Origin of the sequence: Bradyrhizobium sp. RP6 (genome assembly GCF_003837805.1) — a bacterium.
Classification (GTDB): domain Bacteria; phylum Pseudomonadota; class Alphaproteobacteria; order Rhizobiales; family Xanthobacteraceae; genus Bradyrhizobium.
In genome coordinates, this window is record NZ_RQIT01000014.1 from 16,238 (window position 1) to 41,934 (window position 25,697).

The following is a 25,697-nucleotide window of genomic DNA, read 5'->3' on the forward strand; positions in this document are numbered from 1 at the left end:
GGGAACGCACGCGCTCTGACTGCGCCTGGCCGCTCACCCCTTACTCCTCCGCGAGCTTGCGCTCGATATAGGCGTCCACCGTCTCGGCGAACGAGCGCTGCACGCCCACCGCGGCATCGTGCTGGTCGAGGGCGTCGCGCTGGAGCACGCGCAGGCCGCGCCCGCGGGCGCTTGCCGGCGCCGTATTCAGGAACTCATCGATGGCGCCCTTGGCGAGCGGAATGGCCTTGGGATCGCCCCTGGCGATCAGGAGCCGCAACAGGCTCCGGCATTCGGCCAGGCCGGGCATGGTTCTCTCACCTTTGCTGCGATTTCGGCTTCGGCCGCTTGACCGGCTGGGTATGGGTGCCGAACAGCGCCAGCAGGAACGCGACTTCTTCCTTCGAACCGATCTGGATCATGATTGTCTCTCCTGTTCGCTCAATTCGTCGGAGCCCGGAGCCGAGCAGTTCAGGACAATCGGGTTTCCGGAATGTTTCAGGGTTTCAGGCGTGTTTCGTGAGGTCATCCGCACGGCCCCGCCTGCTTCCATCGCGGCCTTGCGTGGCTGTCCGGTCGCAGCCCGAGAATACAGCGGTTTGCGCCCTCAGAATGAAAGCCCGCGACGGATTGCTCCGCGCGGGCTTTCATCGATCGATTGCCTGAACCGGGCCCGTGCCGGAAGGCGCCGGAGCCCGCGGCGCTCCACAGCGCCTTCCTGCCTCAGCCGGAACGGCCCGAGGCAAAAGAACAGGTCTCGTTCTCTTAGTGCGTGGTGCAGACCTTGACGGTCTTCATTCCAGCCTCGGCTTCCGCCCTGGTCTTGTAGACGGTATCACCACTCACCACCGTCGTTTCCGTGGTCGTCGGCTTCGACTCCGTGATGGTGCACTTCTTGGTCTTGACGTCCTGCACCACGTAGAACGATTGCGCGAACGCCGGAGCCGCAACTGACGTCAGCACGGCAGCGGCAACAATTGCTTTGATGTTCATCGTGTCCTCCTCCAGCGGCCGGGTCATCCAGGCCTGTCTTCTACAAACATCACAAATTACCACTTGTTCCCGGTCATGCAGCCGAACCAACTCCCACGGGCCGCGTTGGTGGGCAACGCAAAACAGGAGGCTCCGATGCTGGACGTGCGGCTTGCGACGACTTCTCTGGCGATGCTGGTTGCACTGGTGGCCGTTGCACAGGCCGAGCCGGTCAGGGATCAGGCTGCGCCCGCCGTTCAGAGCTCCGCCGAAGCTCGCCCCATTCGCGTGGTCCTTCCAGCGCCCTGGGAGCCCGCCAACGGTCAACGCGAAGCTGTGCAGCCTTCGAAGTAGCAGGCGTCGGAACGAATGCCCCTGCGGCCGACGAGCGACCTGCGCAGCTCGCCCAACGCTGCCGCGACAAAAGAGCCGCAGCAAACTCGTTCACAACGAAAGCAACCAATTCGAATCTGACTTGTTGTCGCCGGCACATTCACTTGCTGGAGGACAAAGCATGTCACGTCTAACTCTGCTGGCCGCAACCTTGTTGCTGCTGGGCTCGGCGCCTGCAGGCGCCCAATCGCAGCCGGCGCAAAGCGGGCCGGGAAACAACGCCGTCAACAGCTCCGACCAAAACAACTCCAACGCACCGGTCGCCGGCCGCAACAGCTTCACCGAGGGCCAGGCGAAATCGCGGATCGAGGACGCGGGCTATTCCAACGTCTCCGGCCTGCAGAAGGACAACGAGGGCGTCTGGCGCGGCAAGGCCGACAAGGCCGGCAGCAAGACCGACGTCAGCGTCGACTTCCAGGGCAATGTCAACCCCGCCAAGTAAGGAGATCCAGACATGACGACCACCATTTCTCGCCTGTACGACAACTATGCCGACGCCGAGCGGGCCGTGACGCGGCTGGAGAGCGCCGGCGTGCCGCACTCCGACATCAGCATCGTCGCCAACAATTCGGACAATTGGTACGGCACCTCGCGCGGCAAGGCCGGCGGCAAGGTCGACCGTGACCGCGACGGCGTCGACGACCGCGCCGAAGGCGCCGGAACGGGCGCCGGCATCGGCGCCGGGCTTGGCGGCGCGGCAGGCCTGCTCGCCGGCCTCGGCCTGCTGGCCATCCCCGGCCTCGGCCCGGTGGTCGCGGCAGGATGGCTCGCCTCGACCGCCGTCGGCGCCGCAGCCGGCGCCGCCACCGGCGGCATCGTCGGCGCCCTGACCGAGGCAGGCGTCTCCAGGGAGGATGCATCGCGCTATGCGGAGGGCGTCCGCCGCGGCGGCACGCTGGTGTCCGCGAGGGTGCCCGACCAGGACCGCGCACGCCTCGATGCGCTTCTGCACGAGAACTCCGTGAACCTTGGGGAGCGCAGCGCCGCGTGGCAGAAATCCGGCTGGAGCGACTTCGACGCCGCAAGCCCGCCGCTGTCTCCGGAGGATATCGGCCGCGAGCGCGAGCTGTACGGCGTCGGCACGCGGCGATAGGCCGCCAGGCGCCGCGCCGACAAGGCCACGAGCCAAAGCCCCGACACGACAAAGGCTCCGCGATGCGGGGCCTTTTTTGATGTCGAACGTTGATGTCGGACGTTGATGTCGGACGCCGGTCATCATCGCGACGCCGGCGCCCGCTGATGGTGTCATCTTGCCGGTGTTTTGCCCGACACGTCAAACTTTATCTTAAATGCAGCAAAGCGGATTGGGCGAAGTGAAATCTCTTCGCGTCATGCTGGGACATGTCGCCTGGACGGGGCAAGCCGGGAGATTCGTCGATGTACTACGTCGCTGCTGCGTTGATGGGACTGTCGGGACTGTTCTATTCGGCGAGCCGTCATGAGCTCGGCCAGTTCGGAGCGGACGTGTGCAGGTATGGTGGCACGTTCTGCGACAATCCGGTGGTCCTCTTCACCGGCGCCGCGCTGGCCGCCGCCTGGGGCATGTTCGTCAGTGTGAAGTAGGTCGCGGGCGCAACACCTTCATCCCGGCATCCACGGCCCGCCAGCGTCCGCGAAGCGTCGCGGACGGCGCCGAGGTCGGGACTTGCGGGATGATGCCAATCTACTCCTGTTTTGCCCGACGGATCAAGCGGGCTTAGCATTATCAGAAACGAATTGCCGCCCTGTCGACGGGAACTTATGTTTGCCCATTCGTATTGCCAAGAAGACGCCTGCACCCGTTCGAGGTCCCCTTCATGCGCGACAGCGCCAGCCCGACGAAATCCGCGCCGACGCTGCTGCAAAAATTGGGGCCGGGCCTCGTCACCGGGGCTGCCGACGACGATCCGTCGGGCATCGCCACCTATTCGCAGGCCGGCGCGCAATTCGGCTACGGTCTGCTGTGGACCGTATTCCTGACCACGCCGTTCATGATCGCGATCCAGCTCGTCAGCGCGCAGATCGGCCGCGTCACCGGCAAGGGGCTCGCCGCCAACGTCACGCAGATCGCGCCGCGCTGGGCGGTGCTGGGCCTCGTCGGCATGCTGGTGGCCGCAAACACGTTCAACATCGCCGCCGACATCGCCGCGATGGCCGAGGCGCTTTCGCTCGTCATCGGCGGCCTCAACCACGAACATGCGCTGATCTTCGCGGCGGGCTCCACCCTGCTCCAGGTGTTCCTGCCCTACCGCCGCTATTCGCCCGTCCTGAAATTCCTCACGCTGGCGCTGTTCGCCTATGTCGCGACCGCCTTCACCGTCGAGATTCCCTGGAGCACGGCGCTGCTCGCGGCGGTGTGGCCGAAGGCGAATGTCAGCGGGGATTATTTCATGATGGTGGTCGCCGTGCTCGGCACCACCATCAGCCCTTATCTGTTCTTCTGGCAGGCCTCGCAGGAGGTGGAGGAGATGAACCAGGGCAAGCGCGACAAGCCGCTTCGCGAGCTCAAGAGCGGCGGCAGTCCGGAGCTCGCGCGCATCAGGGCCGACACCATCTCCGGCATGCTGCTGTCCAACGGCATCGCCTTCTTCATCATCCTCACCACGGCGTCGGTCCTGCATGCCAACGGCATCACCAACATCAATTCGGCCACCGAAGCGGCCGAAGCGCTGCGGCCGCTCGCCGGGGATTTCACCTTCGCCCTGTTTGCGATCGGCATCATCGGCACGGGCCTGCTCGCCATCCCGGTGCTGGCGGGGTCGGCCGCTTATGGCGTTGCGGAGATCTTCGGCTGGCGTGCCACGCTGGAGGCCAAGCCGGACGAAGCGGTCGGCTTCTATACCATCATCGCGGCGGCGACCCTGATCGGCTTCGGCCTCGGCTTCACCGGCATCGACTCGATCCACATGCTGGTGTGGAGTGCGGTGCTCAACGGCATCGTCGCCGTCCCCATCATGGCGATGATGATGCTGATCGTCTCGAGCAGCACCATCATGGGCCGCTTCAGGGCCCGCTCCTGGCTGATCGCGCTGGGCTGGCTCGGCACCGCGCTGATGGCGCTGGCCGTGCTCGCCCTGCTCGTCTCCTCGGTGATCGGCTGACGGGACCGCCGAAAGCACCGCCGGGACGCGCTCCCCGGCCGCATCGCTGCGCCCTTCACGGCGGTCCGCGCTTGGCCTAACAATGCGGTCAGGGCCCGGCCTGAGATCGGGTCACAAAAGAGCACCGGCCGGGCGACAGGGAGCGACATGACCAAATCATCAAAAACAACAAGCATCGAGATTCTTGCCTGCGACGCCGGCTGGAGAAACTATCATTTCGTCAAGCTGACGACCGAAGACGGCATCGTCGGCTGGAGCGAATTCGACGAGGGTTTTGGCTCGCCCGGCGTCGGCGCTGCCATCCAGCGCCTGTCGGCCCGTGTCATCGGGCAGAACGTCTTCCAGCACGAGCGTATCTTTGCGGAGCTGTTCGCGGCAACGCGCCCCGCGGCCGGCGGCGTGGTGGCGCAGGCCCTCGGTGCGATCGAGAATGCTCTGCTCGATGCCAAGGCGAAGTCTCTCGGCGTCCCCTGCTACGAGCTGCTCGGCGGAAAGATCCGCGACCGTATTAGGGTCTACTGGTCGCATTGCGCCACTTGGCGCATCAATCACCCATCCTGGTACAAGCCGCCGATCGAAAGTCTCGACGGCGTCAAGGCCATGGGGCGCGAGGTGCGCGAGAGGAAGTTCACCGCGCTCAAGACCAACATCTTTTCCTATGACGACGGCAAGCCGACCGGCTGGCGCCCCGGCTTCGGCTCGCCTTTCGCTCCCGAGATCAACGTCGACCGCAAGATCCTGCGCGACCTGCATATGCATCTGGAAGCGATCCGCGACGGTGCAGGCCCCGACGTCGACATCCTGCTCGATTGCAATTTCAACGCCAAGACCGAAGGCTATCTGAAGATCCTGCGCACCATTGCCGACATCGACATGTTCTGGGTCGAAATCGACAGCTTCAATCCGGAGGCACTCGGCTATATCCGCAGGCAGAGTCCGCATCCGATCTCATCCTGCGAGACACTGCTCTCCTTGCGCGAATTCCTGCCCTATTTCCACGCACAGGCCATGGACGTCGCGATCATCGACACGCCCTGGAACGGCGTCTGGCAATCGATGAAGATCGCGAGCGCTGCGGAAGCTTTCGAGGTCAACGTCGCCCCGCACAATTTCTACGGCCATCTCTGCTCGATGATGAACGCGCATTTCTGCGCCGCGGTGCCGAACCTGCGCATCATGGAGATCGACATCGATCGTCTGTCCTGGGACCGCGAGCTGTTCACGCATGAGCCGGAGCTTCGCGACGGCCATCTGATCGTTCCGGACCGGCCCGGCTGGGGCACCGAGCCGAATGAGGAAGCCTTGCGCGCGCATCCGCCGAAGACGAGCGGCGGGCTCCTCAATTACGGCCGAAGGGGCTGAGGCTATGGCGTCACGGGATTGACGGTCGGGGATGTCTTGGGCCCCGGCCGCGCCGGCTCGATCGGCGACTTCGGTTTGGTCGGGAGCACCACGGCGCCAGCAGCCCGTGCCGCTTCTCCCGTCGTCGCATACATCGCAAGATGGGCCGGCTGGGTCTTGGCGCGGCTCCAGGGTCCGTGGTCGACGATCAGCATAGCCGCAATCGTCACCCCCGCGACGATCAGCGCGATCACGCCGGGATGGCGCAGTGCGGTGGAGATAGACTTTGCGAAACGACCACTTGTCATCGATGGATCCGCTCTTTTCCCTGTCACAGGTTAACTCAATCGCGCCCCACCCGGTTCCCCGCCCCATCAAGCAAGTTCCAGGCCAACGGTGGTCAACTCTGCTGTTGCAGCCGAATCCCAGCTGCCTTCGGCGCACGAACGTCGTTTGCCGTTTCACTCACCCGGAGCGATCGCGTTGCTCGGCGTCGGCCGATCGGCGATCTGCTGGCCGAATAGGCTGCCGATCAGCTCGACTGCAGCACGCGCCGTCCGACCACGTTCATCCAGGAAGGGATTGAGCTCAACGATATCGACCGATCCTACCATGCCGGAATCGTGCAACAGCTCCATGATCAGGTGCGCCTCGCGATAGGTGGCACCACCCGGCACGGTGGTACCGACGCCCGGCGCCACGCAGGGATCGAGGAAATCGACATCGAAGCTGACATGCAGCACGCCATTGCTCGCCTTGACCCGCTCGATGACGCGCCGGATCATGACGGCGACGCCGAACTCGTCGATCTGGCGCATGTCGACGATCCTGATCCGACGCAAGCGCATCAACTCCTTTTCGAGCTTGTCGATCGAACGCGCGCCGAACAGGTCCAGCCTGTCCGGGTCGATCGAAGCGCGCGGATCGTCGCCGAGCAGGCCGTCGAGGCCGGGCTCGCCGCACAAGAAGGCGGCTGACATGCCGTGCATGTTCGCGGTGATCGTCGTCTCCGGCGTGTTGTAATCGGCATGGGCATCGAGCCAGAGCACGAAGAGTTCGCGTCCACATTCCTGCCAATGACGCGCCATCGCATTGACCGACCCCATCGACAGCGTGTGATCGCCGCCGAGGAAGATCGGCAGCGCGCCAGTTGTCGCGATCTCATAGCCTCTGCGGCTCAGGACGCGCGTCCAGCGCTGGATCTCGCGGTAGTGATTGGCATTTTCGGGCGGCCTGTCGGTGAGGTCTCGGACTTCGGCTACGGAAAGATCGCCATAGTCGACCACCTCGAAATCCAAGCTTTCGAGCAATGTCGCAAGGCCGGCAGTGCGCAGTGCCGCAGGGCCCATCAAAGTGCCGCGCTGCGAAGCCCCCATGTCGATGGGAGCACCGAGCAAAGCGATGCGCCGGGCTCGATCCGTCATGGTCCGATCGGTCACGGCCGTCTCCTGACTTCAGCAAGGCCACCCCAGCCTAACAGAGATTCGCACCCGTCGTTTCCCGGGGAGCTCACAGCGACCGACATATCGTCCGGAACAAAATTCCGTGCGCTGAATTGCCCCATCCAAGGCCGGCACCACGGCGCCTGTCGCGGATAGCCAAAGGTCGCTAGACCCGCTGTTCAAAACGAGCGCTCGCGCGGATAGCCAAAGGTGTCGGCCTCCATGTCAGGCCCGGAGGTCACGTCCTTGAGCACGGAGATACCGCAATCCACTTCCCAACCCGGTGTGGCCGAGCGTGCCATCGATACGGCGGCGGACGTCTCCCGCACGATCGGTGAAGTTGCCGGAGGACTGCATGCAGCTGTCGACCGCCTGACCTCAACAATCGAGGAATCGCGAAAGCCTGGCGGAGCTCTCGCGACAGTCGCGGCGATCACACGCGAAGCACCGCTTGCGAGCCTGTTCGTGGCTTTTCTCTTTGGCGTGGCGGTCGCGCGCCGGCGGTAGAAGCGAAGCCGCCCTGTTCAGGCAGCGCTGACAGCGTCGAGCTCAGCCGCCAGGAACTGCTTTTCGAATGCTTCGGCAGGCATTGGACGGCCGAAGAAATATCCCTGCCCTTCCTCGCATCCCATGCTGACCAGGAAGTCGGCAGTTGCGCGGTTCTCGATGCCTTCAGCCACGACCGTGAGACCGAGCTGCTTGCTGAGTCCGATGGTCGAGCCGACGATTGCAGCGTCATCGGAATTCGTGAGGAGACCGAATACGAATGACCGGTCGATCTTGAGCCCGTCGAGCGGAAACTTCTTGAGATAGCTCAGGCTCGCATAGCCGGTGCCGAAATCATCGAACAGGACACGAACGCCGAGCTCCTGAATTCGCTTGAAGATGGCGAGCACGCGGCGTTCATCCTGAAGCAGGATGTCTTCGGTGACTTCCATTTCGAGAAGCGATGGCGTCAGGCCCGTCGCTTCGAGCAGTGCTGCAACGGAATGCGCGAGGTCGCCGGATTGAAGCTGCGAGGGCGAGAGGTTGATCGCGACGCGCACGTTGTTACCGGACAATTCCCAGGCTCGCGCCTGGCGGCAGGCGGTCTCCATCACCCAGTTCGCGATCCGCTCGGACAGGGCCGAAGTGTTGACCACCGGCATGAACTCTCCGGGCGAGACGTAGCCGCGCACCGGATGTCGCCAGCGGATGAGCGCTTCCGCCCCGACCAGACTGCCGTCGATCAGACGAACCTGCGGCTGGTAGAATAGTTCGAACTCGCCGCGGTCCGCGGCAAGCGCCAGCTCGCTCTCCAGCATCAGCCGGTTCTCGAGCTCCTGCCTGATCGCACTTTCGAAGATCACATGGCTGCCGCGCCGCGTCGCCTTCGCGCGGCTCAGCGCCAGATGGCCGTTGCTCAGGAGATCGTCAGCCTCTTGCCCGCCTTCCGGAAAGACGGCAACGCCGACGCTGATCCCGACTCGGTGCTGGCGCGTGCCCGTTGCGAGCGGCGTTTCAAACGCATGCGCGATCCGCTCGGCAAACGCTGCGATCGGCTCGCCGGCTTCCGCGCAATCGATCGCGATGGCGAATTCGTCGCCGCTGAGCCGTGCGACGATCGCCTGACCATCGACTTCGCGCAGGAGACGCTCGGCGACCGCGCGCAGCACGAGGTCGCCGGCGGAATGTCCAAGCATGTCGTTGACCTCTTGGAATCCGTCGAGCCCGAGCACGAGCAGCGCGACGCCGGAAGACCGCCGCTCCGCCGCACCGATCAGCTCGGTGAGGCCCACATGCAGCATGTTCCGGTTGGCAAGTCCCGTCAGCGCGTCGTGTTCTGCCAGGTAGCGAATACGTTCAGCTTCACGTTTGCGGACCGAAATATCGCGCAGGATCGCTCCGTATTGAAAGCCGTCCGTTCCCTGCCAGCCCGAGAAGCTCGCCTCGACCGGGAAGGTTTCCCCGTTCTTGTGCCGGCCCTCGAACTCGACGACGACCGCCCCGCCGGGGACCAAAAGCGCCTGGCGCGCGGCGTCGTGCATGGACGGCCTTGCACCGCCGTCCACCGGCAAAGCGCACAGCGTTTCGAACTTGCGACCGATGATCTCGGCCGGCACGTAGCCGAAGATTGCGCTCGCGCCGGGATTCCAAACCGTGATCCGGTGATCCTCGTCGGTGCAGACGAGCCCGTCCCCGAGCGACATCGCGATGCGATGAAAGCGGCTCTCGGCGATGCGCCCGAGCAGACCACGGAAATCGATTTCGTCCAGCGCAATTGCGGTCAGATAAGCGACGATCGCGATGTGGAACAGCGATGTGTCGATGACGAGGGGCCATCTCGCCTGCACGAGGGCTGCGACCAGTTCGGCAGCCGCACCGGCCGCGATCAGGATTGCGACGCGAATTTCCGGCGCGAAGCGGCGCCACGAATACATCATCAGCAGGCAGATTGCGCCCGGGCCCAGGATCATGCCGATATCGGACGTCCAGCGAAGCATCCGGTTCTGCAGGATCGATTCAGCGGCCAGCGCTTGGAGGATCGGCCCTGAGATGATCTTGCCGTTTGGAACGCTGAACCGGTCACCGAGCTCGAGCGCCGTAGCACCGACGACGATCTTCTTGTCCTTGAGCTTGCCGAGAGCGGCGGTATCGCCGCGCAGCACGTCAATATAGGAGACAGCAGGAATGGAGGCCGCCCGAATACCGAAATCTATCAGGAAGGGGGGCCGTCGATTGGCGTCCTGTCCCGCCAGCACAACCGCCATCGAAGGCATCAAGGCGTCGCCGAGCTTCTCGCTGACCGGATAGCGACGTACGAGTCCGTCGGACTCGACGGCGACATTGACCACGGCAGGCCATGAGTGGTTGCTGAACGGCTTCAGGGGCCGATTGATGTGGCCCGCGCCACCATTCGGCGTCGGCTGCTTGAAGGAAGGCAGGATGGTCGAACCGCCGACGTCGCGAAGTGCCTTGAGGAAGGCCTCGTCCGAAACCGGATCCGAGGGCGTGCTGAAATCGACATCCATCGCGATGTCTCCCGCGCCCGCCGCCTCGAGCTTGCGCAACAGCTCCGCGTGCAACTGGCGCGGCCAGGGCCACACTCCGATCTGCGCGATCGATGGGGCGTCAATCGCCACCACGAGAACATTGCCGCTGGCTTCACGCGATTGCCATTTGAACCGCAGATCGGTGAGCGCGTTGCGAAGCGCCCCGTGCCATCCCGTGGACAGCACGACCGCAAGCGCGATCACGACGAGAATATGCGGCCGATAAGCTTTCACTCCACCCTCCTGCACACCCGCGTCGGCAGATGCGCCCCGTCATCCCCTGGCAAATCGTCTCAGCGTCTGTTGTGGCCGTAGGCATTGCCATGGCCGCTGCTGCCGCTACCGCCGCCATTCCCATTGCCGTTGCCGTTGTTGCCCATGCCATTGCCGGTTGCGGCGCTGTTGTCGTTGCCGTAACCGTTGTTGCCGCTGTTACCGCCATTACCGTTGTTGCCGCTGCCATTGCCGGAATTGCCGTTGCCACCGAGGTTTCCGTTGTTGGCGCGCGAGCTATCGCTGGATGCACCGGCTGTCATTGCGGCGATCGCCGCGTTTGCGCTGGAGGGGCCATTGGCGGCAGCTGCGGCACCGCTGGTTACCGCGCTGTTGGATGCTGCCGAGTTGGTCTTGCCATCGTTCCAGACCGTCGGGCTGCCGGTGCTGGCATTCGCGTTGCGAACCTGTCCTGCCGCAGCGCCGTGGGCGAGGCCGCGCGTGACCTTATGGACGTTCAGCTTGACTTCGCCGAGCGAGTTCGAAATGCGCACGACGCCGGCCTTGGAGGCATGCGCTCCAGCCGCCTGATGCGATGGCTTCGGTGCGCCGGCCGTCTTGGCCCCCTTGTCGATAGGGCCGAGCGCATGGATTGCTTGGCCATTCGCCGCGTTGCGCGGCGCCGACAGGCCCGATTTCGGCACGGGAACACGCTCAATCGTCGGGGCGCGAGGCTTGCCGTGCTCGATCGGACTGAACGTCCCGGCACCGCTGAGGCTGAGACCGGGCTTGCCGTGGTCAAAGACCGTGGCCGCTTGCCCCGGCATGAGCTGGGCAATCTGGCCCGTCTTGAAATCGGAGACTTCGACCTGGCCGCGGAGCACGCCGACCTTGGTGCTGCCCGCACCCACCGTAACGCTGAACTGCGTTCCCTTGACCACGGCGGCGAGATACGGCGTCTCGACCTCGAAATGCTTGACGTTACGCTTCTCGACCTCGAGCAGGATCGAACCCGCCTGCTGGATGATGGTGGTCGCGAGCCCTTCCTTCTTCTCGGCCGGCAAGCCCACCACAGAATTGGGAGAGATCAGAATCGTTTCCTCGCCGCGGACAAGCAGGACACGTCCGTTGCGCCCGGTGCGAACGATATCGCCTGGCTTCAGCATCCCTTCCTGGCTCAGCGACACCGGCTGCGCGCCGCTCGTTGCAAGCCAGACCTCGCCAGAGGACTTGCTGACGGACCAGACGCCGTCATCCGCGGCGAATGCACCGGGAGGCTGTGCCAGGGCCAGGGCCACCACGAAGGCGCACCGCATTCCAACTTTGCCAAACATGACGATCCTCAGTCCGCGTTACAGCCGGAGCTTGAGGCCTATCCGAAATCACTCAAGAGAGGATTAGCAGGAAGAGGCCAGTGGTGCGGCCTCATTAACCAATCATTGACCATAAAAACCTAAGAAAAATCATGCGCCTAACGAAGCCTTACCGCCACATGGCAATCCCTCCGTCAGACTACGGAGACGGGTTTGCTGCGCGTAGCGGGAAGCGGCATCTCCTTACCGCGTTGGCGTTGTTGGCACCTATTTTTACGGGAGTTCCGCAGGCACTCGCACAGCAGGCGAACCAGCCGGGCTTCGATCCGCGTCAGCCCGAGAAATACTTTGAAAACCAAACCGAACGGGAATCGCAGAGCCGGCCTCCGATCAAGCTGCCCAAAATCGACCGGCCAAGCACCGGTGGCGATGCCAAGCTGCAGTTCGTGCTGCGCGGGATCAGCGTCATCGGCGCTCACGCTGTCTCCCGCGAGCGCATCGCCGCGGTCTATCAGCCTTATCTCGCCAAGAAGGTCTCGCAGGCGGATCTCGCCGCGATCTCCGGCGCGATCAGCGACCTCTACCGCGAAGCTGGCTTCCACTTAAGCCGCGCCATCGTGCCGCCGCAGGATATTGTCGACGGCCGGGTCCGCATCCAGGTCATCGAAGGCGCCATCGTGCAGGCCGAGCTGAAAGGCGATGGCGTCGAGCAGTTCGGCGTAAGGCCGATGCTCGGGCCGGTTCTGGCCGAACAACCGTCGCGGCTGGCAACGCTCGAACGCCAGCTCTTCCTGATCAACGGCAGGCCGGGCGTCCGGATCACCGACACTGCGCTGGAGGAGATCGGCGGTACGACCGGCCGCTTCCGCCTGATCGTCTATTTGAAGACCTGGCACATCTTCTCCTCATTCGCTCTCGATAATCTCGGATCGTCGTCGGTCGGCCCCTGGCAAACCTACGCGACCGGCGCATTCAACTCCTACCTCGCGCCCGGCGACGCGCTAGCTGTCAACCTGTCGACCATTGCGAACGACCTCCGCGAACTCGGGTTCGCACGCCTGTCCTATGACGCGCCCGTCGGCGTCGACGGTGTGCGCCTCGGCGCTTCCGTCCTGTACAGCGCAGTCCGGCCCGGCGACGCACGCCGTCTCGACAGCGACATTACCACGACCGAAGCTTTCGAGGTGCGGGCAAGCACCGTGCCCTTCCTGTCGCAATCCTCGGGGCTGACGCTCACCGTGGCTGGAAGCTTCAGCAACGTATCCGAGCACGACATTTACGGCCCCTGGTACAACGACCACATCAGAACCGCGAGCCTGACCGCCGACTACCGGCTCCAAGATCGCTTCGGCGGCACCAATCTTGTGACGCTGAACTACCGCCAAGGCCTCGACGTCTTTGGCGCATCGCATTTCGGCGACGATCTGATATCGCGCAATGGCGCCTCATCGAATTTCTCGGTGCTGAACCTCTGGTTCACACGCTACCAGACACTCAACAGCGCCTGGTCGCTCAAGCTCTCAGCTGCGAGCCAGACGGCATCACGGCCGTTGTTCACCTCGCAGCAGTTTTATCTTGGCGGCGCGGCCTTCGGCCGGGGCTATGGCTGCGCCGAGATCAGCGGCGATAACGCCCTTGCCGGCTCGCTCGAACTGCGCTTCGATCAGAAGCTCAACTTCCGCTATTGGACCGGCTATCAGCTCTACGTCTTCGGCGACGCCGGCGCAGTCTGGAACGACGGTTATCGTCTGAGCGACGGCCTGTCGCTGACATCGACCGGGGCCGGTGTGCGGTTCTTCTTGCCGTACGATCTCCAGGCGGATCTCGGCGTGGCTGTCCCCTTGAGCTACAGGGCGCCGGACAACGAGCGCCGCAGCCCACGCTTCCTCTTCACACTGTCGAGCGCGTTCCGGGTCTGCCCCGAGCGCGGCAGGCCCCGCTGTCTCTAGCGGCGCCCTCCTTCGGTCGACCGACCCGGCGTGCGGCGCTTTTGCGGCCTCGCTCACAAACTTGCCTAAATTTAACCCGGTAACCTGCTCACGATCACTCGACCGGGAGTTCCCGATCACCATGTTCAGTCAAAGGTGATTTGAGACAGAACCATGAGGAAGGTGTTTGCAATTCTGGGTTTGCTTTGTGTCCTTGGTGTCGGGCAGTATTTCGTCGTCAGCCAGTTCGCAATCCGCCATGAGACCTTGTCCCTATTCGACGCCTCGCGCCAGCGGCCGATCTCGGTCGAGCTTGCCGTGCGGCGCGACTACGAGAACAAGGCCAATCTCGGCCTATGGAAGCTCCCGCTCGCCATCATCAGTAACGGCAATACCGTCAAGGCCACCGAATATTCCTTCCTTGCCAACGTCCTCGCCGCGCGAGGCTATCTGGTCGCCAGCATCCAGCAGGACTTGCCGAGCGATCCGCCGCTGATGACCCATGTCGGCCAGCCATATGTCGGCCGGCGTGACGTCTACATCCGCTGCGAAGCCAACATTCTCTTCGTGCTGGGCGAATTGAAGAGGCGGCAGGAGAACGTCGAATACGACCACATCACCCTCGTCGGCCACTCCAACGGCGGCGATGTCTCCATGTATGTCGCCCATCAGCACCCGGAGCTGGTGTCGAAGGTGATCACGCTCGACAATCTACGGGTGCCTTTCGTACTCAGCGACCGCATGAAGATCCTGTCGTTCCGCTCGAAGGACCCGCATTTCGTGACAGATCCCGGCGTGCTGCCGACGCCGGAAGAGGCCAAGGCGCGCGGCATCGATATCATCAACACCGGCGCGCAGCACACGGAGATGAGCGATCGCGGTCCGAGCTCGGTCAAGGAGAGGATCCAGGAGACACTCGACCGCTTCCTGCGTGACAGCGCCAGCAGCGCGCTTGCGCCGGCAGATACGAGGAGCCCAATGATCATGAACCCAGGCGACTACTAGCCGGGAACGCTTTGCGGCAGATCAAGGCGGCTCCAGAGCGGCACGATAGAAGAGCGATATGGCCTCGGAGAGACACGTGTCGCACTATACCGGAAGTCTTGACACCAAAAGCCTTGATACGAAAAGCCTTGGCCTGCCCGCGGCAAGAATGCCGACATTCATACGGCGTTTCTATCGTTCGGCCCGCAAGCTGCTGCGGTCGATCATCGCCCGCATTGACCTCTCGCAATTTCCAGGATCATGCTGCGGATGAGCGCAGCGGCCGCGTGCGAACGCAGAAAGATTACCCTATGCCCCGGCATGTGAGACGGATTTGCCTGCTGCTTGGCGTAATCTCTGGCGTCGGCACGTCGCCTGCCCTCGCCGCTGACGCCGATCATGGTGCCGATCTCGCCAAGCGCTGGTGCGCGAGCTGCCATGTCGTGGCGAACGGGCAGACCCAGGCGAGCGCCGACGTCCCTTCCTTTGCATCCGTTGCGCGCAGGCCGGACTTCAGTCCAGAAAGGCTCGCCTTCTTCCTGCTCGATCCGCACCCGAAGATGCCGAATTTTCCCTTGAGCCGGAGCGAAGCCGGCGATATTGCGGCCTATATCTCGTCGCTGCGTTAGCAGTCGCCGGACGATCACGACCTGCCGCAAACGCAAATCCCTGCCGGAGGCCGGCAGGGATCAGCAGAAAAGATGACGGACGGCGAATGAGCTCATTCGGTGGCCCATCATGGACCTGCGCCGTTATCGAAGCGCGGATGTCCACGCCACACAAGATCAATTTATGGGCACCCTGTACACACGCCGGGAATCAGGACTTGTCCTTGCCTTGTTGCATGAAACTGCCGGTCATCTGACGCATGTGATCCCCGGCGCTGGTGAACTGACTGCGCAGGAAATCCGACTGGATTCGCATCGCTTCCTGGATGTCGGTAGCATGCACCAGCTTGCGCGCATGCTCGAACGCCGACTTCATGTTCTGCTCAGTGAAAGCCAGCGCCTGCTTCGACACCTCCGTCCCCGCGCCCGGAACGGACGACATCGATTTGGTGGCAGCGTCAAAAAACATGCCGAATGCCTTTTCCGCCTGATCAATCGTCTTCTCCGCCAGGTCGCGCAGTTCGGCGGGAACTTCGAGCTTCGGTTCAATCATGGTCGCACTCCTCCCTTTTTCTCAACTGGATACCACACTTACCGGACCGCCTTCCAGCGGCCAGCCTTGGTGGAACGACGCCAGCGGGCCCGGCGCTGGCAGAAAAAGGAACGAGACGGCATAGGCCGGCGCGTGGCCGGACCTTAGGACAAGGGGTGATCGGGAAGAGCTTCTTCGGCGGCGAGATCTTCGACCAGCTTGATCACTTCGAAACGCTGTCGAGGCGCGAGCTTCAGGAACGCGCGGAGCAGGCGCAGACTTTCGACGGTCCTGCTTGCAGGCACACCGAGCTTGAGATGAAGCTCAGCCGCGAAATCGAGGTTTTTCATCTCGCACCTATGACAAGCACCGGCCTTCAGGATCTGCTCAAGAACCGAACGCCGCAACAGAATCTATCGCGACGAACCTCGGCCGGGGCCGCCGGGTTCACACACCGAACTGCATCCGAATAACGGTCTCAACCGTTTGGTGCAACCATGCCAAAGAACAACCCATCCGGCAAGCCCAGCCGGCGGCGAAGCGACGCTTTGTCTGCATCGCACCACGGCGATTCCGGATAACAGGAATATCGACCGCCGTCACCCACCTGCGTCAAGAAGTTGCATCAATCACGCATACAGCCGTGATCGTTGTCAATCCGCGCAACCGTTTCGCCTTGTTTCCGGCGTGAATGCACATCGCGCGCGGGTTGGCGATGCTTCAGCATGCACACGTAATTGTTGAGCCCGACTTCGGTGGTTGTATCGCCGGGATGAAAGGTCGATCTTGCAGCCGGCCCTGACCTTGGCGCGGGTGTTCGCACCGGAACCATCCGTCCGGATATGACCCCGCCCTGAACCGCTGTCCGCGAGCGAGCGATCAAGCCGTTGCGGCACGGCCACGCAGATACGGGCGCCATGGCTGATAACTCTTCGATCTGGGCGCGCGTCAGGACCAAAGGATAACGGCATGCTTTCTCGCTGCGATCTCATCGAAGGCGCCGCGATCGCGCTTCTCACCCTCTCGATACAAGGCGCATGGGCGCAGGAGACCAGGATGAACCTGTTCAAGATCGTCACCATCAAGGACGAAATCGTCGTCGGATTGTCGGCGGAGGAGCTTCAGGCGCTCGGCGGCAATGATGCGAGCGCCGTTGCACACGCGCTGGCACAGAAGGGCGGCCTCACTGTCTGGCAATACAACGTGCATCGTGGCCCGAACGGCGAATTGCAGCAGGCGCCGACCGCCAAGATCGGGATTTTGGCCAACGCCTCGCTCCGCGTCGAGCCCTACACGACGCCTTATCGAATTGTACCTCCTCCGTAGCGGCAGGCAGGCACGCCTGGGGCCGGTGCCGCAGGCGTGCGCAGTCATCTGCGCCGGTACGCACACTCGGCCCCGGTCGCAAAGCCGTAGACCAGCGCCAGCCGATCCAGGCATTCGCGAAAGCGTCGCCCGAAATAATCGTTCCAGCGCTGCGTACGGACAGCCCGACGCTGCCCAATCTGATCCATCGTAAGACCCAGCACCAGCACGTCGTGCACCAGGGCGGCGCCGTCGGTGCCTAACTCGCGCTCGACCCGGTTCAGGCGCAGCACCGCCTGTCGCTGGCTCTCCGTGACCGGCTCGCGTGTGCCGGTACCATCGACATATTCGCGTGTCGTATCGACCGCCTGGGGCCCCCGCTCCGCCTGCTCCCAATCGTGCTGGAAGGCGCGCCCGCCGCGATATTGCGCCTCGTCGATCTGGTGGTGTGCGTGCAACCGGCCGAGCGGATCGTTTCGGATTGAGCGGATGGCCAGGATCTTCTCGCCTGAATCGAGCGCGAGCGGATTGTCGACCTCCACCTCCGCCACCTCGGCATTGAACGGCACCTCCCGCGACCGCCGGTCGTAGATCTGCGCCAATTTGTAGGCCTTGTTACGTCGGGCACGAGCCACTCGGATACTCCTTGCAAGACTGACGATTGAACGGACGGCTGTCGCTTTAAGCGACCGAGACCAGCCTCAGCATGACGGGGCCTGCGGCACGGGCGGACGCCGCCTCGGGGCGGCGCGTCAGCCGGGCATGTGGCGCGCAATAGCTGGAGCCCGGCTGGCAGGGGTGGCCGCAGAAGGTGATTTCCTCCCCGTCCTTGTCGCCACCATAGGGATAGCGGCAGTCGGCCGGCTCGAGTTCGACCAGTTGGATGAGGCGCGGCTGGACGCCGACGCAGCGCAACTTGACCCGCGCCGCAGGCTTCATTGCCGACTTCGGCGGCAGGCTCAGGTTCGGCAACGCCGACCGGCGCGGTGAAATGAGACAAGCCTCGCCTGGCAAAGATGGCGCGATCGACGGGCTCGTCATCCATTCCGGCACGACGAGCCCGAGCCGCCTGGCGCGGCCGACAATCGCGCTGCGCGTGTAAGCCGTTCCAAACCTTGCGTTAATCTGTCTTCCGATCTCCGCATAAGACATGCCCTTGAGAAAATAGTCGCGAAGCGCGTCGGAGTGCTCCGACGGCCAATGGCCCGGTTCCATGATGCTGTCCTGTGATGCCCCTCCGATCACGCGACCGGCAGGCGGAACACACATTCCGTTATTCCGAAGCGAGTGTCAAGCGATAATTCTGATATTCATAATTGCATCAATTCCGAATTTCGGATTACAAGAGGCGAGACGGTGCACAATCGAGGGAATCACCATGCTGGACGTTGCAATGATCGAACGGGGCCTGGAGAAGACGGGCAAGAGCAAGGGCGGCCTGGCGGCAGCCATGGGCGTGCGCCCCGGCGCGGTCTCTGAGATCCTCGGCGGCGAGCGTCTGGTAAAGGCATCGGAAATCATTCCGATCATGGAGTATCTCGAGCTCAACCTCGCGCCGATCATGGGGCGCGTCGGAGCCGGCGCGGTGATCGAGCCGGACTACGAACAGGTTCCCCCGGAAGGTCTCGGCGACATCACGTTGCCCTTCCCGATCATGGAAGAGACGGTTGCATTCGAGATCGTGGGCGATTCGATGCTGCCCAAATACGAGAGCGGCGACGTGATCGTGGTCTACAAGGACCAGCGCCATCCGCTGTCGAGCTTCTACGGTGAGGAGGCGGTGGTCCGCCTCAAGACCGGTGAGCGCTACCTGAAGACCATCGAGCGGGGAAAATCCCCCTCCGTCGTCAATCTCACGAGCTTCAATGCCAAGCCGATCGTCGGCGTCAAGCTCGACTGGGTGGGAGAGATCTGTCTGTCCATGCCGAAGGGGCAACTGGAGCGGCTGCGTGCGAAATCGGCGCGGCCTCGCAAGAAAGGCAAATAAGAGACCGCGCAGCCAGCAACTTCTTATTTTCAGAAATTACGGTTGACAAAATTTCGTTTTTCGGAAATACTCTGCCGCGTTCGCGACCACAGGGGGCGCGGCAGGATCGTTTTCATGCAATACTTCGTCGTGATGATCGATTATGGGCGGCGGGGCCGTGAGGCGGTCGTCGACCCCGAAATCACGAGGCGAGAGGTCATCTCCCGCATCGCCTCGGGCGAATACCGGAACATCTCGTTCATACACGAGATCGCCGAGAATATGGTCGAGGACGTGACCGAGGCCATCCTGACCGAGGCCGCCCTGCCCCAGATTCCACCCGAGGATATCGACCTCCAAGCAATCCGCGTTGATCACACCCGCGATCTGCGCAAGCACGAGCGGACGTGACGCCGAGTAGCTTGCGTCACGGTCCGTCCGAGCATTGGAGCTAGACCAGAAGAACGGTCGATCCAGTGGTCTTGCGCGCAGCAAGATCGGTATGCGCCCTGGCGGCGTCCTTCAGCGGATAGGTCTGGTGCACCTCGATCTTGACCGCGCCGGACTTGACGACGTCGAACAGTTCGCTCGCCATCGCGACCAGATTTTCGCGCTTGGCGGCGTAGGTGAACAGCGTCGGACGCGTGACGTAGAGTGACCCCTTCTGGGCCAGCAGGCCGAGATTGAGCGGCTCAACAGCACCCGAAGACTGGCCGAACAAAGCCGCGACACCGAGCGGGGCGAGGCAATCTAGCGATTTGAGGAACGTGTCCTTGCCGACGGAGTCGTAAACCACCGGCACCTTCTTGCCGCCGGTGATTTCGTCAACCCGCTTCACGAAATCTTCCCGTGTATAGATGATCACATGGTCGCAGCCATGCGCCTTGGCAAGCTTCGCCTTCTCATCGTTGCTGACCGTGCCGATCACGGTCGCGCCGAGATGCTTGGCCCACTGGCTCAAGATCAGGCCGACGCCGCCGGCCGCAGCGTGAAGCAGGATTGTATCGCCGGCCTTCACCCGATAGGTCTGCCTGATCAGATATTGTGTGGTGAGCCCTTTGAGCATCATCGCCGCCGCGGTCTTGTCGTCGACGCCGTCGGGCAATTTCAACAGCCGGTCGGCGGGGATCAGCCGCGCCTCCGAATAGGCCCCGAGCGGCGAGGCGCCATAGGCGACGCGATCGCCCGGCTTCAGATCGGTGACACCGGGCCCGACCTCCTCGACGACACCGGCCGCCTCGCTGCCAAGCCCGCTCGGCAATTGCGCCGGATAGAGACCCGAACGGTTGTAGATGTCGACGAAATTAAGCCCGACAGCTGTGTGGCGGATGCGCGCTTCGCCCGGTCCAGGCTCGCCGACACTGACCTCCTCCCAGACCAGGACTTCCGGACCGCCGGTCTTGTGAAAGCGAATGGCATGCGTCATCGGCGTTGCTCCCTTATCGTTGCAGTGAAATCCAGTGAACCCAACCGGCCTACGAAATAGGCATCTGGTCCGCCCGCTACAGTACATATCCGTAACAGGAATGTCACAGCGAACCACAAACGCGCACCGTTCCGCCTCTGTTCGAAAGAGTTGATGAGGGCTCGGGGGTAACCGGCAGTTAGCTTCCGCGCGGGGGTTGGTGGTCGCCTGCGAAGGAGAGCCGCGATGCCAGCTTACGTTCAGCATCATCAGGACGTCGAGATCGCGCCTGTGAATTGCCCCACCTGCATGGGATTCTTGCCGATGTATGTGCGCGAGGTCGAGCCGCATTGGAGCCTTGCCAAAATCGACTTCGTCTATGAATGCGCCGATTGCGGCGCCGAGGTCAGACAGACGATCCGCAAGCCGGAGCTGCTGCGGCACTGATCGCGCGAACGGCGAACCGCTTAACTATTTGCGCTAAGCGGAAAAACGCCCTTCACGCGGGTCTGATGTCTCCCAAACGAGGCTTGTTCTTTGCCGGGAACGCAGGCAGAACAAGCCTCGACCAAGACCTTTGGGAGCGCCCATTCGTGGCTGATCAGAAGGCTTCGACATTGATCGAGGCAGTGGAGAGCGGCCTCGCCGCGCAAGGTTATATCGCGAGCCGGCAGATCGCGACCGCCGTCTATTTGTCGCAGCAGATCGAGAAGCCGATCCTGGTCGAGGGCCCCGCGGGCGTCGGCAAGACCGAACTCGCCAAAGCGATCGCGGCTTGGCGCGGCATGAAGATGATCCGCCTGCAATGCTACGAGGGCCTCGACGAGGCCAAGGCGCTTTACGAGTGGAAATACGCCAAGCAGCTTCTCTACACGCAGATCCTCAAGGACAAGCTCGGCGAGGTTCTCGGGGGCGCGCAGACGCTGCACGCCGCGCTCGACCAGCTCCATGATTTCGGCGACGTGTTCTTCTCCAAGGAGTTCGTCGAGCCGCGTCCCCTGCTCCAGGCGCTGGAGCAGCCTGGCGGCTGCGTGCTCTTGATCGACGAGATCGACAAGTCGGATGCGGAATTCGAATCGCTGCTGCTGGAGATTCTGTCCGATTTCCAGGTCACGATCCCCGAGCTCGGAACTGTCTCGGCCATCACCCCGCCGACCGTGATCCTCACCTCCAACAGCGAACGCGATCTCGGCGACGCCCTGAAACGGCGCTGCTTGCATCTGCATATCGGCTTCCCCGAGCAGCGACTCGAGGAACGCATCGTCGAAAGCCGCGTGCCCGGCATTTCCCAGACGCTGCGCCGGCAGATGGTCGGCTTCATCCACGAGATCCGCTCGCTGGATCTGAAGAAGCTTCCGTCGGTCAGCGAAACCATCGACTGGGCGCGCGTGCTGGTGCTGCTCCAGGCTTCCGAGCTCGACACCGATATCGTCAAGGACACGCTCAACGTGCTCCTGAAATACGAGGCCGACATCGAGGCAGCAGCGCCGCAAGTGACGACCTTCATTGCCAAGGCGGCACGGTCCAACGTCTTCGGTTGAGGCCGATGCGCGAGAACCTCCATCGTTTCTTTCGAGCGGCGCGGGGCGCCGGCGTTCACGTCTCGCCCGCCGAAAGCATCGATGCGATGCGGGCGGTGGCGCAGGTCGGCATGTCCGACCGTGCCGTCCTGCGCGACGCGCTGCTTCTGACGCTCGCCAAGTCGCAGGACGAGAAGCTCGCGCTCGGCGACTGCTTTGATCTCTTCTTCAGTCAGCCGGAGCCGCGGCAGGACCAGCCCGAGGCCGACAACAACGACGCGCCGCAGGACGCAGATCAGCCGCCCTTCTCCGGCGCTCCCGGCGATGCCGGCAAAGGTCGGCCTCCCGAAGGTTTAGGCCCGCTCGCACAGATGCTGCTGTCGCAGGATCGCAACGCGATCGCTGCCGCGATTGCCGGTGCCTCCGGCGCGGCCTCCCTGTCCGACATCCGCTACTCCACCCAGCGCGGCATATTCTCCAGCCGCATCCTCGAGGCCATGGGCCTCCAGCGCCTTCGCGACGATCTCGACGGGCTGACCGCAACCAACCCTGCACTGGCCGAGCGCCTACGTGCCGCGCTCGACGCCTTGCGCGAGACCGTGCGCGATACGGTCTCTCAGGGGCTTGCACTCTATGCCCGCGAGGAGGCCGAAAATCTCCGCAACGAAATCCTGCGCAACGCGCCGTTGGCCCGCATCGAGCGACGCCATATCGCCGAGATGCGCGCCCTCATCCGCCAGATCGCGCGCCGGCTGCGCGAGCGTTACTCGAAGCCGCGTAAGCGCCAGCGCCGGGGCCATCTCGACGTGCGTCGCACGCTCCGTCGCAATGCGGCCTGGGGCGGCGTGCCCTTCCTCACGGCATGGAAGCGCAAGCATCGCGACCGGCCGAAGATCGTAGCGCTGTGCGACGTCTCGGGCTCCGTTGCGCAAGTTTCGGACTTCTTCCTGCTGCTGATCCACTCGCTGCACGAGGTGGTCGACGATGTCCGGTCCTTCGCTTTCTCCTCGCATCTGATCGAGGTCAGCGACATCCTGGAATCCAAGTCGCCGGAGGAGGCGATGTCCGAGATCATGTCCAAGGTCGGCTTCGGCTCGTCGGACTACGGCTCCTCGCTGGTCGATTTCGAGAAGGAGTTCATGAGCACGCTGACCCCGCAGACCACGGTGATCGTGCTCGGCGATGCCCGCAGCAACAATCTCGACCCGCGCGCCGACATCTTGCGCCGGATCTCCGACCGCTCGAAGCGGCTGGTCTGGCTCAATCCCGAGGGGCGGCTCGCCTGGGGCTTTGGCGACTCCGAGATGCCGCGCTACGCGACCTTTTGCAGCGTCGTGCGCCAATGCGCCACCGCGCAACAGCTCGAGCGCGCCGTGTCCGACATCGTGGCCACTTATCAATAAGCAATATTAGCCGCCGGCGTCAGGCGGCGTTCCGCTCGGCCTGCGCGGGATTGCACTCCCGAAAGTAATACGCGATTTCGTCGAGCGCGCGCTGCTCCCATTCCTCGGCCTGCGCGAGCCAGAATACCCGGCGTTCCGAATCGAACGTCGCACGTTCGCGGCATAGAAATTCCTGATTGCGAATTTCAACCAGCCTCTTCATGCACTCACACTCCTGTCGTGTGAAGCCATTCCCCGCTAATTAGCTTAGCAGAGCCCGGAGCAACTCGTCTCATCATTTCTTGCGCATATCGCGACGCAGAATGGGACAGCAACGCTTCCCGTGCACTGCGGTAATTCGCATTGCAACATCAAGTGCAGATCATCAATTAGTGATCGAAGATCGAGACGATATTTTTGCGCAAACGACCTTAACGCCTGTCGCGCAACGAAGTGCGAAAATTTGTGAAGAGACGTTCTAAACATCTCACCGAATTCCGGACTCATTGTCGTCGCATGGTCTTCATGGAGCGCCGATAACACGGCGCGTGAACGTTACGATTGCCGAGGCAACATGAACGACGATTTCGAGTTGGATCTTTCGCCGGATCAATGGGCAGCTCTGCGCTCACTTCGCAATCCGCGGTCGAACGGCCGTCTCAAGGCCGATCTCCTCGAAAGCCTCGTCGCACTCGGCCTCGTCGTCATCAATGACGGCGTGCCTACCATGACGCAGACCGGACGCAAGGTGCTGGTGCGGGGATCGTGCCGGCTGCTGGATCTCGTAGCGTGAGCGATACGTCACCGACTGGATTCTTCGTCAATCCACCGGAGGAGTGGCCTTCCATACGCCCTCCTCCAGACGGACAGGAAGCGCGGAAACCAGGAATGGGCCACGGCGCCCTTGTACGCCCAGGTACGATACTTCAGCCCCTGTTCTGAGATCAGCTCCTGATAGCCACCGTGAATCTCGGTCGCCGTCCGAATGTCCTTCAATATTCCTTGGGACCAGGCCCGATAGGTATCGCCGCCAACGAATTCATCATAGTCCAGCATGCGATCCGCGAACTCGACGTTGAAGGTCGGCCAGCAGGAACGCCCCTGATAGGCAGGTGCCGCGATCTTGTGGATCATCTTGTTCCTGGGATTCTCGGGTGAGACCAGGAAATGAAACGTGCCGGGAATGCGAAACCGCGGCTCCGCAATAATCAGATCGGTCGTGGCCGCGAACAGAGCCCGCTCGCTCGCATCGCTCATGTCCCAGAATCCACGATGCACGCTGACGAAATCCAGCGCGACCGATGAGGCAGGCGAGCTCGCCGGGCCTTCCAGGGAATGCCTGATATAGCCGTCCTTGCCGAACAGGCGGAGCAGGTCCGTCTTGTACTGCGCAAGATCACGCCCGAGCAGCCGCTTCAGCTCGTTCTCGGCGACGATCCCGAGCTGCATGCCCCACACAAACGTCGTGTAGACGCAGGCATTGGTGACAAAACGCCGGCGCTCGGCGCGGGTATCCGTCGCCGCGGAGCGTGGACCGCTGGCGTCGCAGAGCAAATATCTGGTGCCGTCAGCGTCAAACGACTCGAGCTCGCTCGCGAGCTGGAGGATCGCCCGCTTCAGGTCACCGCCATACTCGGCCAGCAACAGGCGGCCTGCATGTACGCATTGTGACATCGCCAGATGCGAGGCGGCCCTGTCTTCGGCAGAGATCATCTGCTGGAGACCGGCGAGAATGCCCAGCAGCGTGTCCGACGGGCGCGAGAAATAGTTCACGCCGAGATACCGACCGCGTCCGGCCGGGACAATGACAATGGTCGTCGTGACGATGCCGGCCCGAACCGCCTCCAGCAACAAACGGACGCTGCTTTCGAGCAACCGAACCCGCCGCACCGCATCTTGCGCATCCATGATGGTTTCAGGGTCGAGAACGTCGGGATAGAACCACGCGAAGTCTCGGGGATAATAAGCGGAGGCGTGCGGGGCGCCCGTGACGAGGAAGGCCTCGGTCACCGAGAACGCGCTGTCCATCGAATGCCGATAGAGGTCCTCGATAGCCGAGAACGAATGATGCGACTTTCTCAGGAACCGATCACCGAGAAAATTGACCGCTTGAAGAGCGTTGGCGACAACGGTCGCAACCCCGCCCTGGTAAAACCGGTTTCCGCGATGTGACGGCAGGGGAATGTCGCTCTTCATGTGCACCTGATGTCTCGCGATCACGGCGATAGCCGGTCACCATTTCAATGGTGACTGATTCGTATCTCGCCACGATGACGAGCGGGCGGCCGGCTGTTCAGCTCGC

At 63.0% G+C, this 25,697-nt stretch carries 31 protein-coding genes; 18 read left to right on the forward strand and 13 right to left on the reverse strand.

What is annotated here, in order from left to right:
• Positions 1-40: 40 nt before the first annotated feature.
• Together EHH60_RS23210 and EHH60_RS23215 are read right to left on the reverse strand one after the other, a co-directional pair.
• Positions 41-289, reverse strand: coding sequence for a hypothetical protein (locus tag EHH60_RS23210; protein ID WP_124161754.1), 249 nt, complete (start codon positions 287-289; stop codon positions 41-43).
• Between the two features lie 455 nt (positions 290-744).
• Positions 745-972 carry a hypothetical protein gene (locus EHH60_RS23215; RefSeq protein ID WP_199751815.1) on the reverse strand — a complete coding sequence of 76 codons (228 nt, stop codon included), beginning with the start codon at positions 970-972 and terminating at the stop codon, positions 745-747.
• Between the two features lie 135 nt (positions 973-1,107).
• On the opposite strand from EHH60_RS23215, the gene EHH60_RS23220 reads away from it, so the two are divergent.
• From EHH60_RS23220 to EHH60_RS23245, 6 genes are all read left to right on the forward strand, one after another.
• Complete coding sequence (locus EHH60_RS23220; RefSeq protein WP_124161756.1) at positions 1,108-1,305, forward strand: hypothetical protein; 198 nt, start codon at positions 1,108-1,110, stop codon at positions 1,303-1,305.
• Between the two features lie 160 nt (positions 1,306-1,465).
• Entirely contained in the window at positions 1,466-1,786 is a 321-nt protein-coding gene (locus EHH60_RS23225) for a hypothetical protein (protein WP_124161757.1), read from the forward strand.
• A 12-nt stretch (positions 1,787-1,798) separates the two neighbouring features.
• Complete coding sequence (locus EHH60_RS23230; protein ID WP_124161758.1) at positions 1,799-2,437, forward strand: general stress protein; 639 nt, start codon at positions 1,799-1,801, stop codon at positions 2,435-2,437.
• A 284-nt stretch (positions 2,438-2,721) separates the two neighbouring features.
• Positions 2,722-2,907: a hypothetical protein gene (locus tag EHH60_RS23235; protein WP_124161759.1), complete on the forward strand. Its 186-nt coding sequence runs from the start codon at positions 2,722-2,724 to the stop codon at positions 2,905-2,907.
• Between the two features lie 233 nt (positions 2,908-3,140).
• Complete coding sequence (locus tag EHH60_RS23240; RefSeq protein ID WP_124161760.1) at positions 3,141-4,424, forward strand: NRAMP family divalent metal transporter; 1,284 nt, start codon at positions 3,141-3,143, stop codon at positions 4,422-4,424.
• Positions 4,425-4,571: 147 nt separating this feature from the next.
• Positions 4,572-5,786 carry a mandelate racemase/muconate lactonizing enzyme family protein gene (locus EHH60_RS23245; protein ID WP_124161761.1) on the forward strand — a complete coding sequence of 405 codons (1,215 nt, stop codon included), beginning with the start codon at positions 4,572-4,574 and terminating at the stop codon, positions 5,784-5,786.
• Positions 5,787-5,788: 2 nt separating this feature from the next.
• Here EHH60_RS23245 and EHH60_RS23250 read toward each other — a convergent pair whose 3' ends face one another.
• Both EHH60_RS23250 and rocF read right to left on the reverse strand, forming a co-directional pair.
• Entirely contained in the window at positions 5,789-6,073 is a 285-nt protein-coding gene (locus EHH60_RS23250; RefSeq protein WP_124161762.1) for a hypothetical protein, read from the reverse strand.
• 153 nt (positions 6,074-6,226) lie between these two features.
• Positions 6,227-7,204, reverse strand: a complete 978-nt coding sequence (gene rocF / locus EHH60_RS23255) for an arginase (protein ID WP_124161763.1) — start codon at positions 7,202-7,204, stop codon at positions 6,227-6,229.
• A gap of 225 nt (positions 7,205-7,429) precedes the next feature.
• On the opposite strand from rocF, the gene EHH60_RS23260 reads away from it, so the two are divergent.
• Positions 7,430-7,714, forward strand: a complete 285-nt coding sequence (locus EHH60_RS23260) for a hypothetical protein (RefSeq protein WP_124161896.1) — start codon at positions 7,430-7,432, stop codon at positions 7,712-7,714.
• A gap of 17 nt (positions 7,715-7,731) precedes the next feature.
• Here EHH60_RS23260 and EHH60_RS23265 read toward each other — a convergent pair whose 3' ends face one another.
• Together EHH60_RS23265 and EHH60_RS23270 are read right to left on the reverse strand one after the other, a co-directional pair.
• Positions 7,732-10,473: an EAL domain-containing protein gene (locus EHH60_RS23265; protein ID WP_199751821.1), complete on the reverse strand. Its 2,742-nt coding sequence runs from the start codon at positions 10,471-10,473 to the stop codon at positions 7,732-7,734.
• A gap of 59 nt (positions 10,474-10,532) precedes the next feature.
• Positions 10,533-11,786, reverse strand: coding sequence for a FecR domain-containing protein (locus tag EHH60_RS23270; RefSeq protein WP_124161765.1), 1,254 nt, complete (start codon positions 11,784-11,786; stop codon positions 10,533-10,535).
• 131 nt (positions 11,787-11,917) lie between these two features.
• Here EHH60_RS23270 and EHH60_RS23275 point away from each other — a divergent pair, with 131 nt between their 5' ends.
• The 4 genes from EHH60_RS23275 to EHH60_RS23285 all read left to right on the forward strand — a co-directional run bounded on the left by EHH60_RS23275 (position 11,918) and on the right by EHH60_RS23285 (position 15,306).
• The gene (locus tag EHH60_RS23275; RefSeq protein ID WP_124161766.1) at positions 11,918-13,714 is read left to right on the forward strand and encodes a ShlB/FhaC/HecB family hemolysin secretion/activation protein; all 1,797 of its coding nucleotides are present in this window, start codon (positions 11,918-11,920) and stop codon (positions 13,712-13,714) included.
• Positions 13,715-13,867: 153 nt separating this feature from the next.
• Positions 13,868-14,698, forward strand: a complete 831-nt coding sequence (locus EHH60_RS23280; RefSeq protein WP_124161767.1) for an alpha/beta fold hydrolase — start codon at positions 13,868-13,870, stop codon at positions 14,696-14,698.
• A 76-nt stretch (positions 14,699-14,774) separates the two neighbouring features.
• Positions 14,775-14,951, forward strand: coding sequence for a hypothetical protein (locus EHH60_RS37175; RefSeq protein WP_158626760.1), 177 nt, complete (start codon positions 14,775-14,777; stop codon positions 14,949-14,951).
• A gap of 37 nt (positions 14,952-14,988) precedes the next feature.
• Positions 14,989-15,306 carry a c-type cytochrome gene (locus tag EHH60_RS23285; protein WP_124161768.1) on the forward strand — a complete coding sequence of 106 codons (318 nt, stop codon included), beginning with the start codon at positions 14,989-14,991 and terminating at the stop codon, positions 15,304-15,306.
• A gap of 190 nt (positions 15,307-15,496) precedes the next feature.
• On the opposite strand, the gene EHH60_RS23290 is transcribed toward EHH60_RS23285, so the two are convergent.
• Together EHH60_RS23290 and EHH60_RS38115 are read right to left on the reverse strand one after the other, a co-directional pair.
• Positions 15,497-15,838, reverse strand: a complete 342-nt coding sequence (locus EHH60_RS23290) for a phasin (protein ID WP_124161769.1) — start codon at positions 15,836-15,838, stop codon at positions 15,497-15,499.
• Positions 15,839-15,981: 143 nt separating this feature from the next.
• Entirely contained in the window at positions 15,982-16,167 is a 186-nt protein-coding gene (locus tag EHH60_RS38115) for a hypothetical protein (protein WP_124161897.1), read from the reverse strand.
• Positions 16,168-16,786: 619 nt separating this feature from the next.
• On the opposite strand from EHH60_RS38115, the gene EHH60_RS23300 reads away from it, so the two are divergent.
• The gene (locus EHH60_RS23300) at positions 16,787-17,143 is read left to right on the forward strand and encodes a hypothetical protein (RefSeq protein WP_124161770.1); all 357 of its coding nucleotides are present in this window, start codon (positions 16,787-16,789) and stop codon (positions 17,141-17,143) included.
• Between the two features lie 44 nt (positions 17,144-17,187).
• Here EHH60_RS23300 and EHH60_RS23305 read toward each other — a convergent pair whose 3' ends face one another.
• Both EHH60_RS23305 and EHH60_RS23310 read right to left on the reverse strand, forming a co-directional pair.
• Complete coding sequence (locus EHH60_RS23305; RefSeq protein WP_124161771.1) at positions 17,188-17,757, reverse strand: hypothetical protein; 570 nt, start codon at positions 17,755-17,757, stop codon at positions 17,188-17,190.
• Between the two features lie 46 nt (positions 17,758-17,803).
• Entirely contained in the window at positions 17,804-18,337 is a 534-nt protein-coding gene (locus EHH60_RS23310) for a GcrA family cell cycle regulator (protein ID WP_124161772.1), read from the reverse strand.
• A 163-nt stretch (positions 18,338-18,500) separates the two neighbouring features.
• Between EHH60_RS23310 and EHH60_RS23315 the strand changes: the two genes are divergently transcribed.
• Complete coding sequence (locus tag EHH60_RS23315; protein WP_035705094.1) at positions 18,501-19,109, forward strand: S24 family peptidase; 609 nt, start codon at positions 18,501-18,503, stop codon at positions 19,107-19,109.
• A gap of 114 nt (positions 19,110-19,223) precedes the next feature.
• Positions 19,224-19,499, forward strand: a complete 276-nt coding sequence (locus EHH60_RS23320) for a hypothetical protein (protein WP_124161773.1) — start codon at positions 19,224-19,226, stop codon at positions 19,497-19,499.
• A 40-nt stretch (positions 19,500-19,539) separates the two neighbouring features.
• Here EHH60_RS23320 and EHH60_RS23325 read toward each other — a convergent pair whose 3' ends face one another.
• Positions 19,540-20,514 carry a quinone oxidoreductase family protein gene (locus tag EHH60_RS23325; protein ID WP_124161774.1) on the reverse strand — a complete coding sequence of 325 codons (975 nt, stop codon included), beginning with the start codon at positions 20,512-20,514 and terminating at the stop codon, positions 19,540-19,542.
• A gap of 225 nt (positions 20,515-20,739) precedes the next feature.
• On the opposite strand from EHH60_RS23325, the gene EHH60_RS23330 reads away from it, so the two are divergent.
• The 3 genes from EHH60_RS23330 (at position 20,740) to EHH60_RS23340 (ending at position 23,416) form a co-directional block, all read left to right on the forward strand.
• Positions 20,740-20,940 carry a hypothetical protein gene (locus EHH60_RS23330; RefSeq protein ID WP_027545881.1) on the forward strand — a complete coding sequence of 67 codons (201 nt, stop codon included), beginning with the start codon at positions 20,740-20,742 and terminating at the stop codon, positions 20,938-20,940.
• A gap of 146 nt (positions 20,941-21,086) precedes the next feature.
• Positions 21,087-22,034 carry an AAA family ATPase gene (locus tag EHH60_RS23335; protein WP_199751827.1) on the forward strand — a complete coding sequence of 316 codons (948 nt, stop codon included), beginning with the start codon at positions 21,087-21,089 and terminating at the stop codon, positions 22,032-22,034.
• A gap of 5 nt (positions 22,035-22,039) precedes the next feature.
• Entirely contained in the window at positions 22,040-23,416 is a 1,377-nt protein-coding gene (locus tag EHH60_RS23340; RefSeq protein WP_124161776.1) for a vWA domain-containing protein, read from the forward strand.
• A 19-nt stretch (positions 23,417-23,435) separates the two neighbouring features.
• Here EHH60_RS23340 and EHH60_RS23345 read toward each other — a convergent pair whose 3' ends face one another.
• Complete coding sequence (locus EHH60_RS23345; protein WP_124161777.1) at positions 23,436-23,618, reverse strand: hypothetical protein; 183 nt, start codon at positions 23,616-23,618, stop codon at positions 23,436-23,438.
• A gap of 351 nt (positions 23,619-23,969) precedes the next feature.
• Here EHH60_RS23345 and EHH60_RS23350 point away from each other — a divergent pair, with 351 nt between their 5' ends.
• On the forward strand, positions 23,970-24,188 hold the full coding sequence (locus tag EHH60_RS23350) for a hypothetical protein (RefSeq protein WP_124161778.1): 219 nt from the start codon (positions 23,970-23,972) through the stop codon (positions 24,186-24,188).
• 8 nt (positions 24,189-24,196) lie between these two features.
• Here the strand turns inward: EHH60_RS23350 and EHH60_RS23355 are convergent, their stop codons facing one another.
• Positions 24,197-25,591: a hypothetical protein gene (locus tag EHH60_RS23355; RefSeq protein WP_124161898.1), complete on the reverse strand. Its 1,395-nt coding sequence runs from the start codon at positions 25,589-25,591 to the stop codon at positions 24,197-24,199.
• Between the last annotated feature and the right edge of the window lie 106 nt (positions 25,592-25,697).

Excerpts from the sequence above, each read along its gene's own strand:
- EHH60_RS23290 (WP_124161769.1), bottom strand. The coding sequence starts at position 15,838 with ATGATTGAACCGAAGCTCGAAGTTCCCGCCGAACTGCGCGACCTGGCG.
- EHH60_RS23250 (WP_124161762.1), bottom strand. The coding sequence starts at position 6,073 with ATGACAAGTGGTCGTTTCGCAAAGTCTATCTCCACCGCACTGCGCCAT.
- EHH60_RS23240 (WP_124161760.1), top strand. The coding sequence starts at position 3,141 with ATGCGCGACAGCGCCAGCCCGACGAAATCCGCGCCGACGCTGCTGCAA.
- EHH60_RS23270 (WP_124161765.1), bottom strand. The coding sequence starts at position 11,786 with ATGTTTGGCAAAGTTGGAATGCGGTGCGCCTTCGTGGTGGCCCTGGCC.
- EHH60_RS23320 (WP_124161773.1), top strand. The coding sequence starts at position 19,224 with ATGCAATACTTCGTCGTGATGATCGATTATGGGCGGCGGGGCCGTGAG.
- EHH60_RS23225 (WP_124161757.1), top strand. The coding sequence starts at position 1,466 with ATGTCACGTCTAACTCTGCTGGCCGCAACCTTGTTGCTGCTGGGCTCG.
- EHH60_RS23275 (WP_124161766.1), top strand. The coding sequence starts at position 11,918 with ATGCGCCTAACGAAGCCTTACCGCCACATGGCAATCCCTCCGTCAGAC.
- EHH60_RS23280 (WP_124161767.1), top strand. The coding sequence starts at position 13,868 with ATGAGGAAGGTGTTTGCAATTCTGGGTTTGCTTTGTGTCCTTGGTGTC.
- EHH60_RS23340 (WP_124161776.1), top strand. The coding sequence starts at position 22,040 with ATGCGCGAGAACCTCCATCGTTTCTTTCGAGCGGCGCGGGGCGCCGGC.
- EHH60_RS38115 (WP_124161897.1), bottom strand. The coding sequence starts at position 16,167 with ATGAAAAACCTCGATTTCGCGGCTGAGCTTCATCTCAAGCTCGGTGTG.
- EHH60_RS23235 (WP_124161759.1), top strand. The coding sequence starts at position 2,722 with ATGTACTACGTCGCTGCTGCGTTGATGGGACTGTCGGGACTGTTCTAT.
- EHH60_RS23260 (WP_124161896.1), top strand. The coding sequence starts at position 7,430 with ATGTCAGGCCCGGAGGTCACGTCCTTGAGCACGGAGATACCGCAATCC.
- EHH60_RS23285 (WP_124161768.1), top strand. The coding sequence starts at position 14,989 with ATGCCCCGGCATGTGAGACGGATTTGCCTGCTGCTTGGCGTAATCTCT.
- EHH60_RS23300 (WP_124161770.1), top strand. The coding sequence starts at position 16,787 with ATGCTTTCTCGCTGCGATCTCATCGAAGGCGCCGCGATCGCGCTTCTC.
- EHH60_RS23310 (WP_124161772.1), bottom strand. The coding sequence starts at position 18,337 with ATGGAACCGGGCCATTGGCCGTCGGAGCACTCCGACGCGCTTCGCGAC.
- EHH60_RS23245 (WP_124161761.1), top strand. The coding sequence starts at position 4,572 with ATGACCAAATCATCAAAAACAACAAGCATCGAGATTCTTGCCTGCGAC.
- EHH60_RS23350 (WP_124161778.1), top strand. The coding sequence starts at position 23,970 with ATGAACGACGATTTCGAGTTGGATCTTTCGCCGGATCAATGGGCAGCT.
- EHH60_RS23325 (WP_124161774.1), bottom strand. The coding sequence starts at position 20,514 with ATGACGCATGCCATTCGCTTTCACAAGACCGGCGGTCCGGAAGTCCTG.
- EHH60_RS23345 (WP_124161777.1), bottom strand. The coding sequence starts at position 23,618 with ATGAAGAGGCTGGTTGAAATTCGCAATCAGGAATTTCTATGCCGCGAA.
- EHH60_RS23355 (WP_124161898.1), bottom strand. The coding sequence starts at position 25,591 with ATGAAGAGCGACATTCCCCTGCCGTCACATCGCGGAAACCGGTTTTAC.
- EHH60_RS23215 (WP_199751815.1), bottom strand. The coding sequence starts at position 972 with ATGAACATCAAAGCAATTGTTGCCGCTGCCGTGCTGACGTCAGTTGCG.
- EHH60_RS23220 (WP_124161756.1), top strand. The coding sequence starts at position 1,108 with ATGCTGGACGTGCGGCTTGCGACGACTTCTCTGGCGATGCTGGTTGCA.
- EHH60_RS23230 (WP_124161758.1), top strand. The coding sequence starts at position 1,799 with ATGACGACCACCATTTCTCGCCTGTACGACAACTATGCCGACGCCGAG.
- EHH60_RS23210 (WP_124161754.1), bottom strand. The coding sequence starts at position 289 with ATGCCCGGCCTGGCCGAATGCCGGAGCCTGTTGCGGCTCCTGATCGCC.
- EHH60_RS23330 (WP_027545881.1), top strand. The coding sequence starts at position 20,740 with ATGCCAGCTTACGTTCAGCATCATCAGGACGTCGAGATCGCGCCTGTG.
- EHH60_RS23315 (WP_035705094.1), top strand. The coding sequence starts at position 18,501 with ATGCTGGACGTTGCAATGATCGAACGGGGCCTGGAGAAGACGGGCAAG.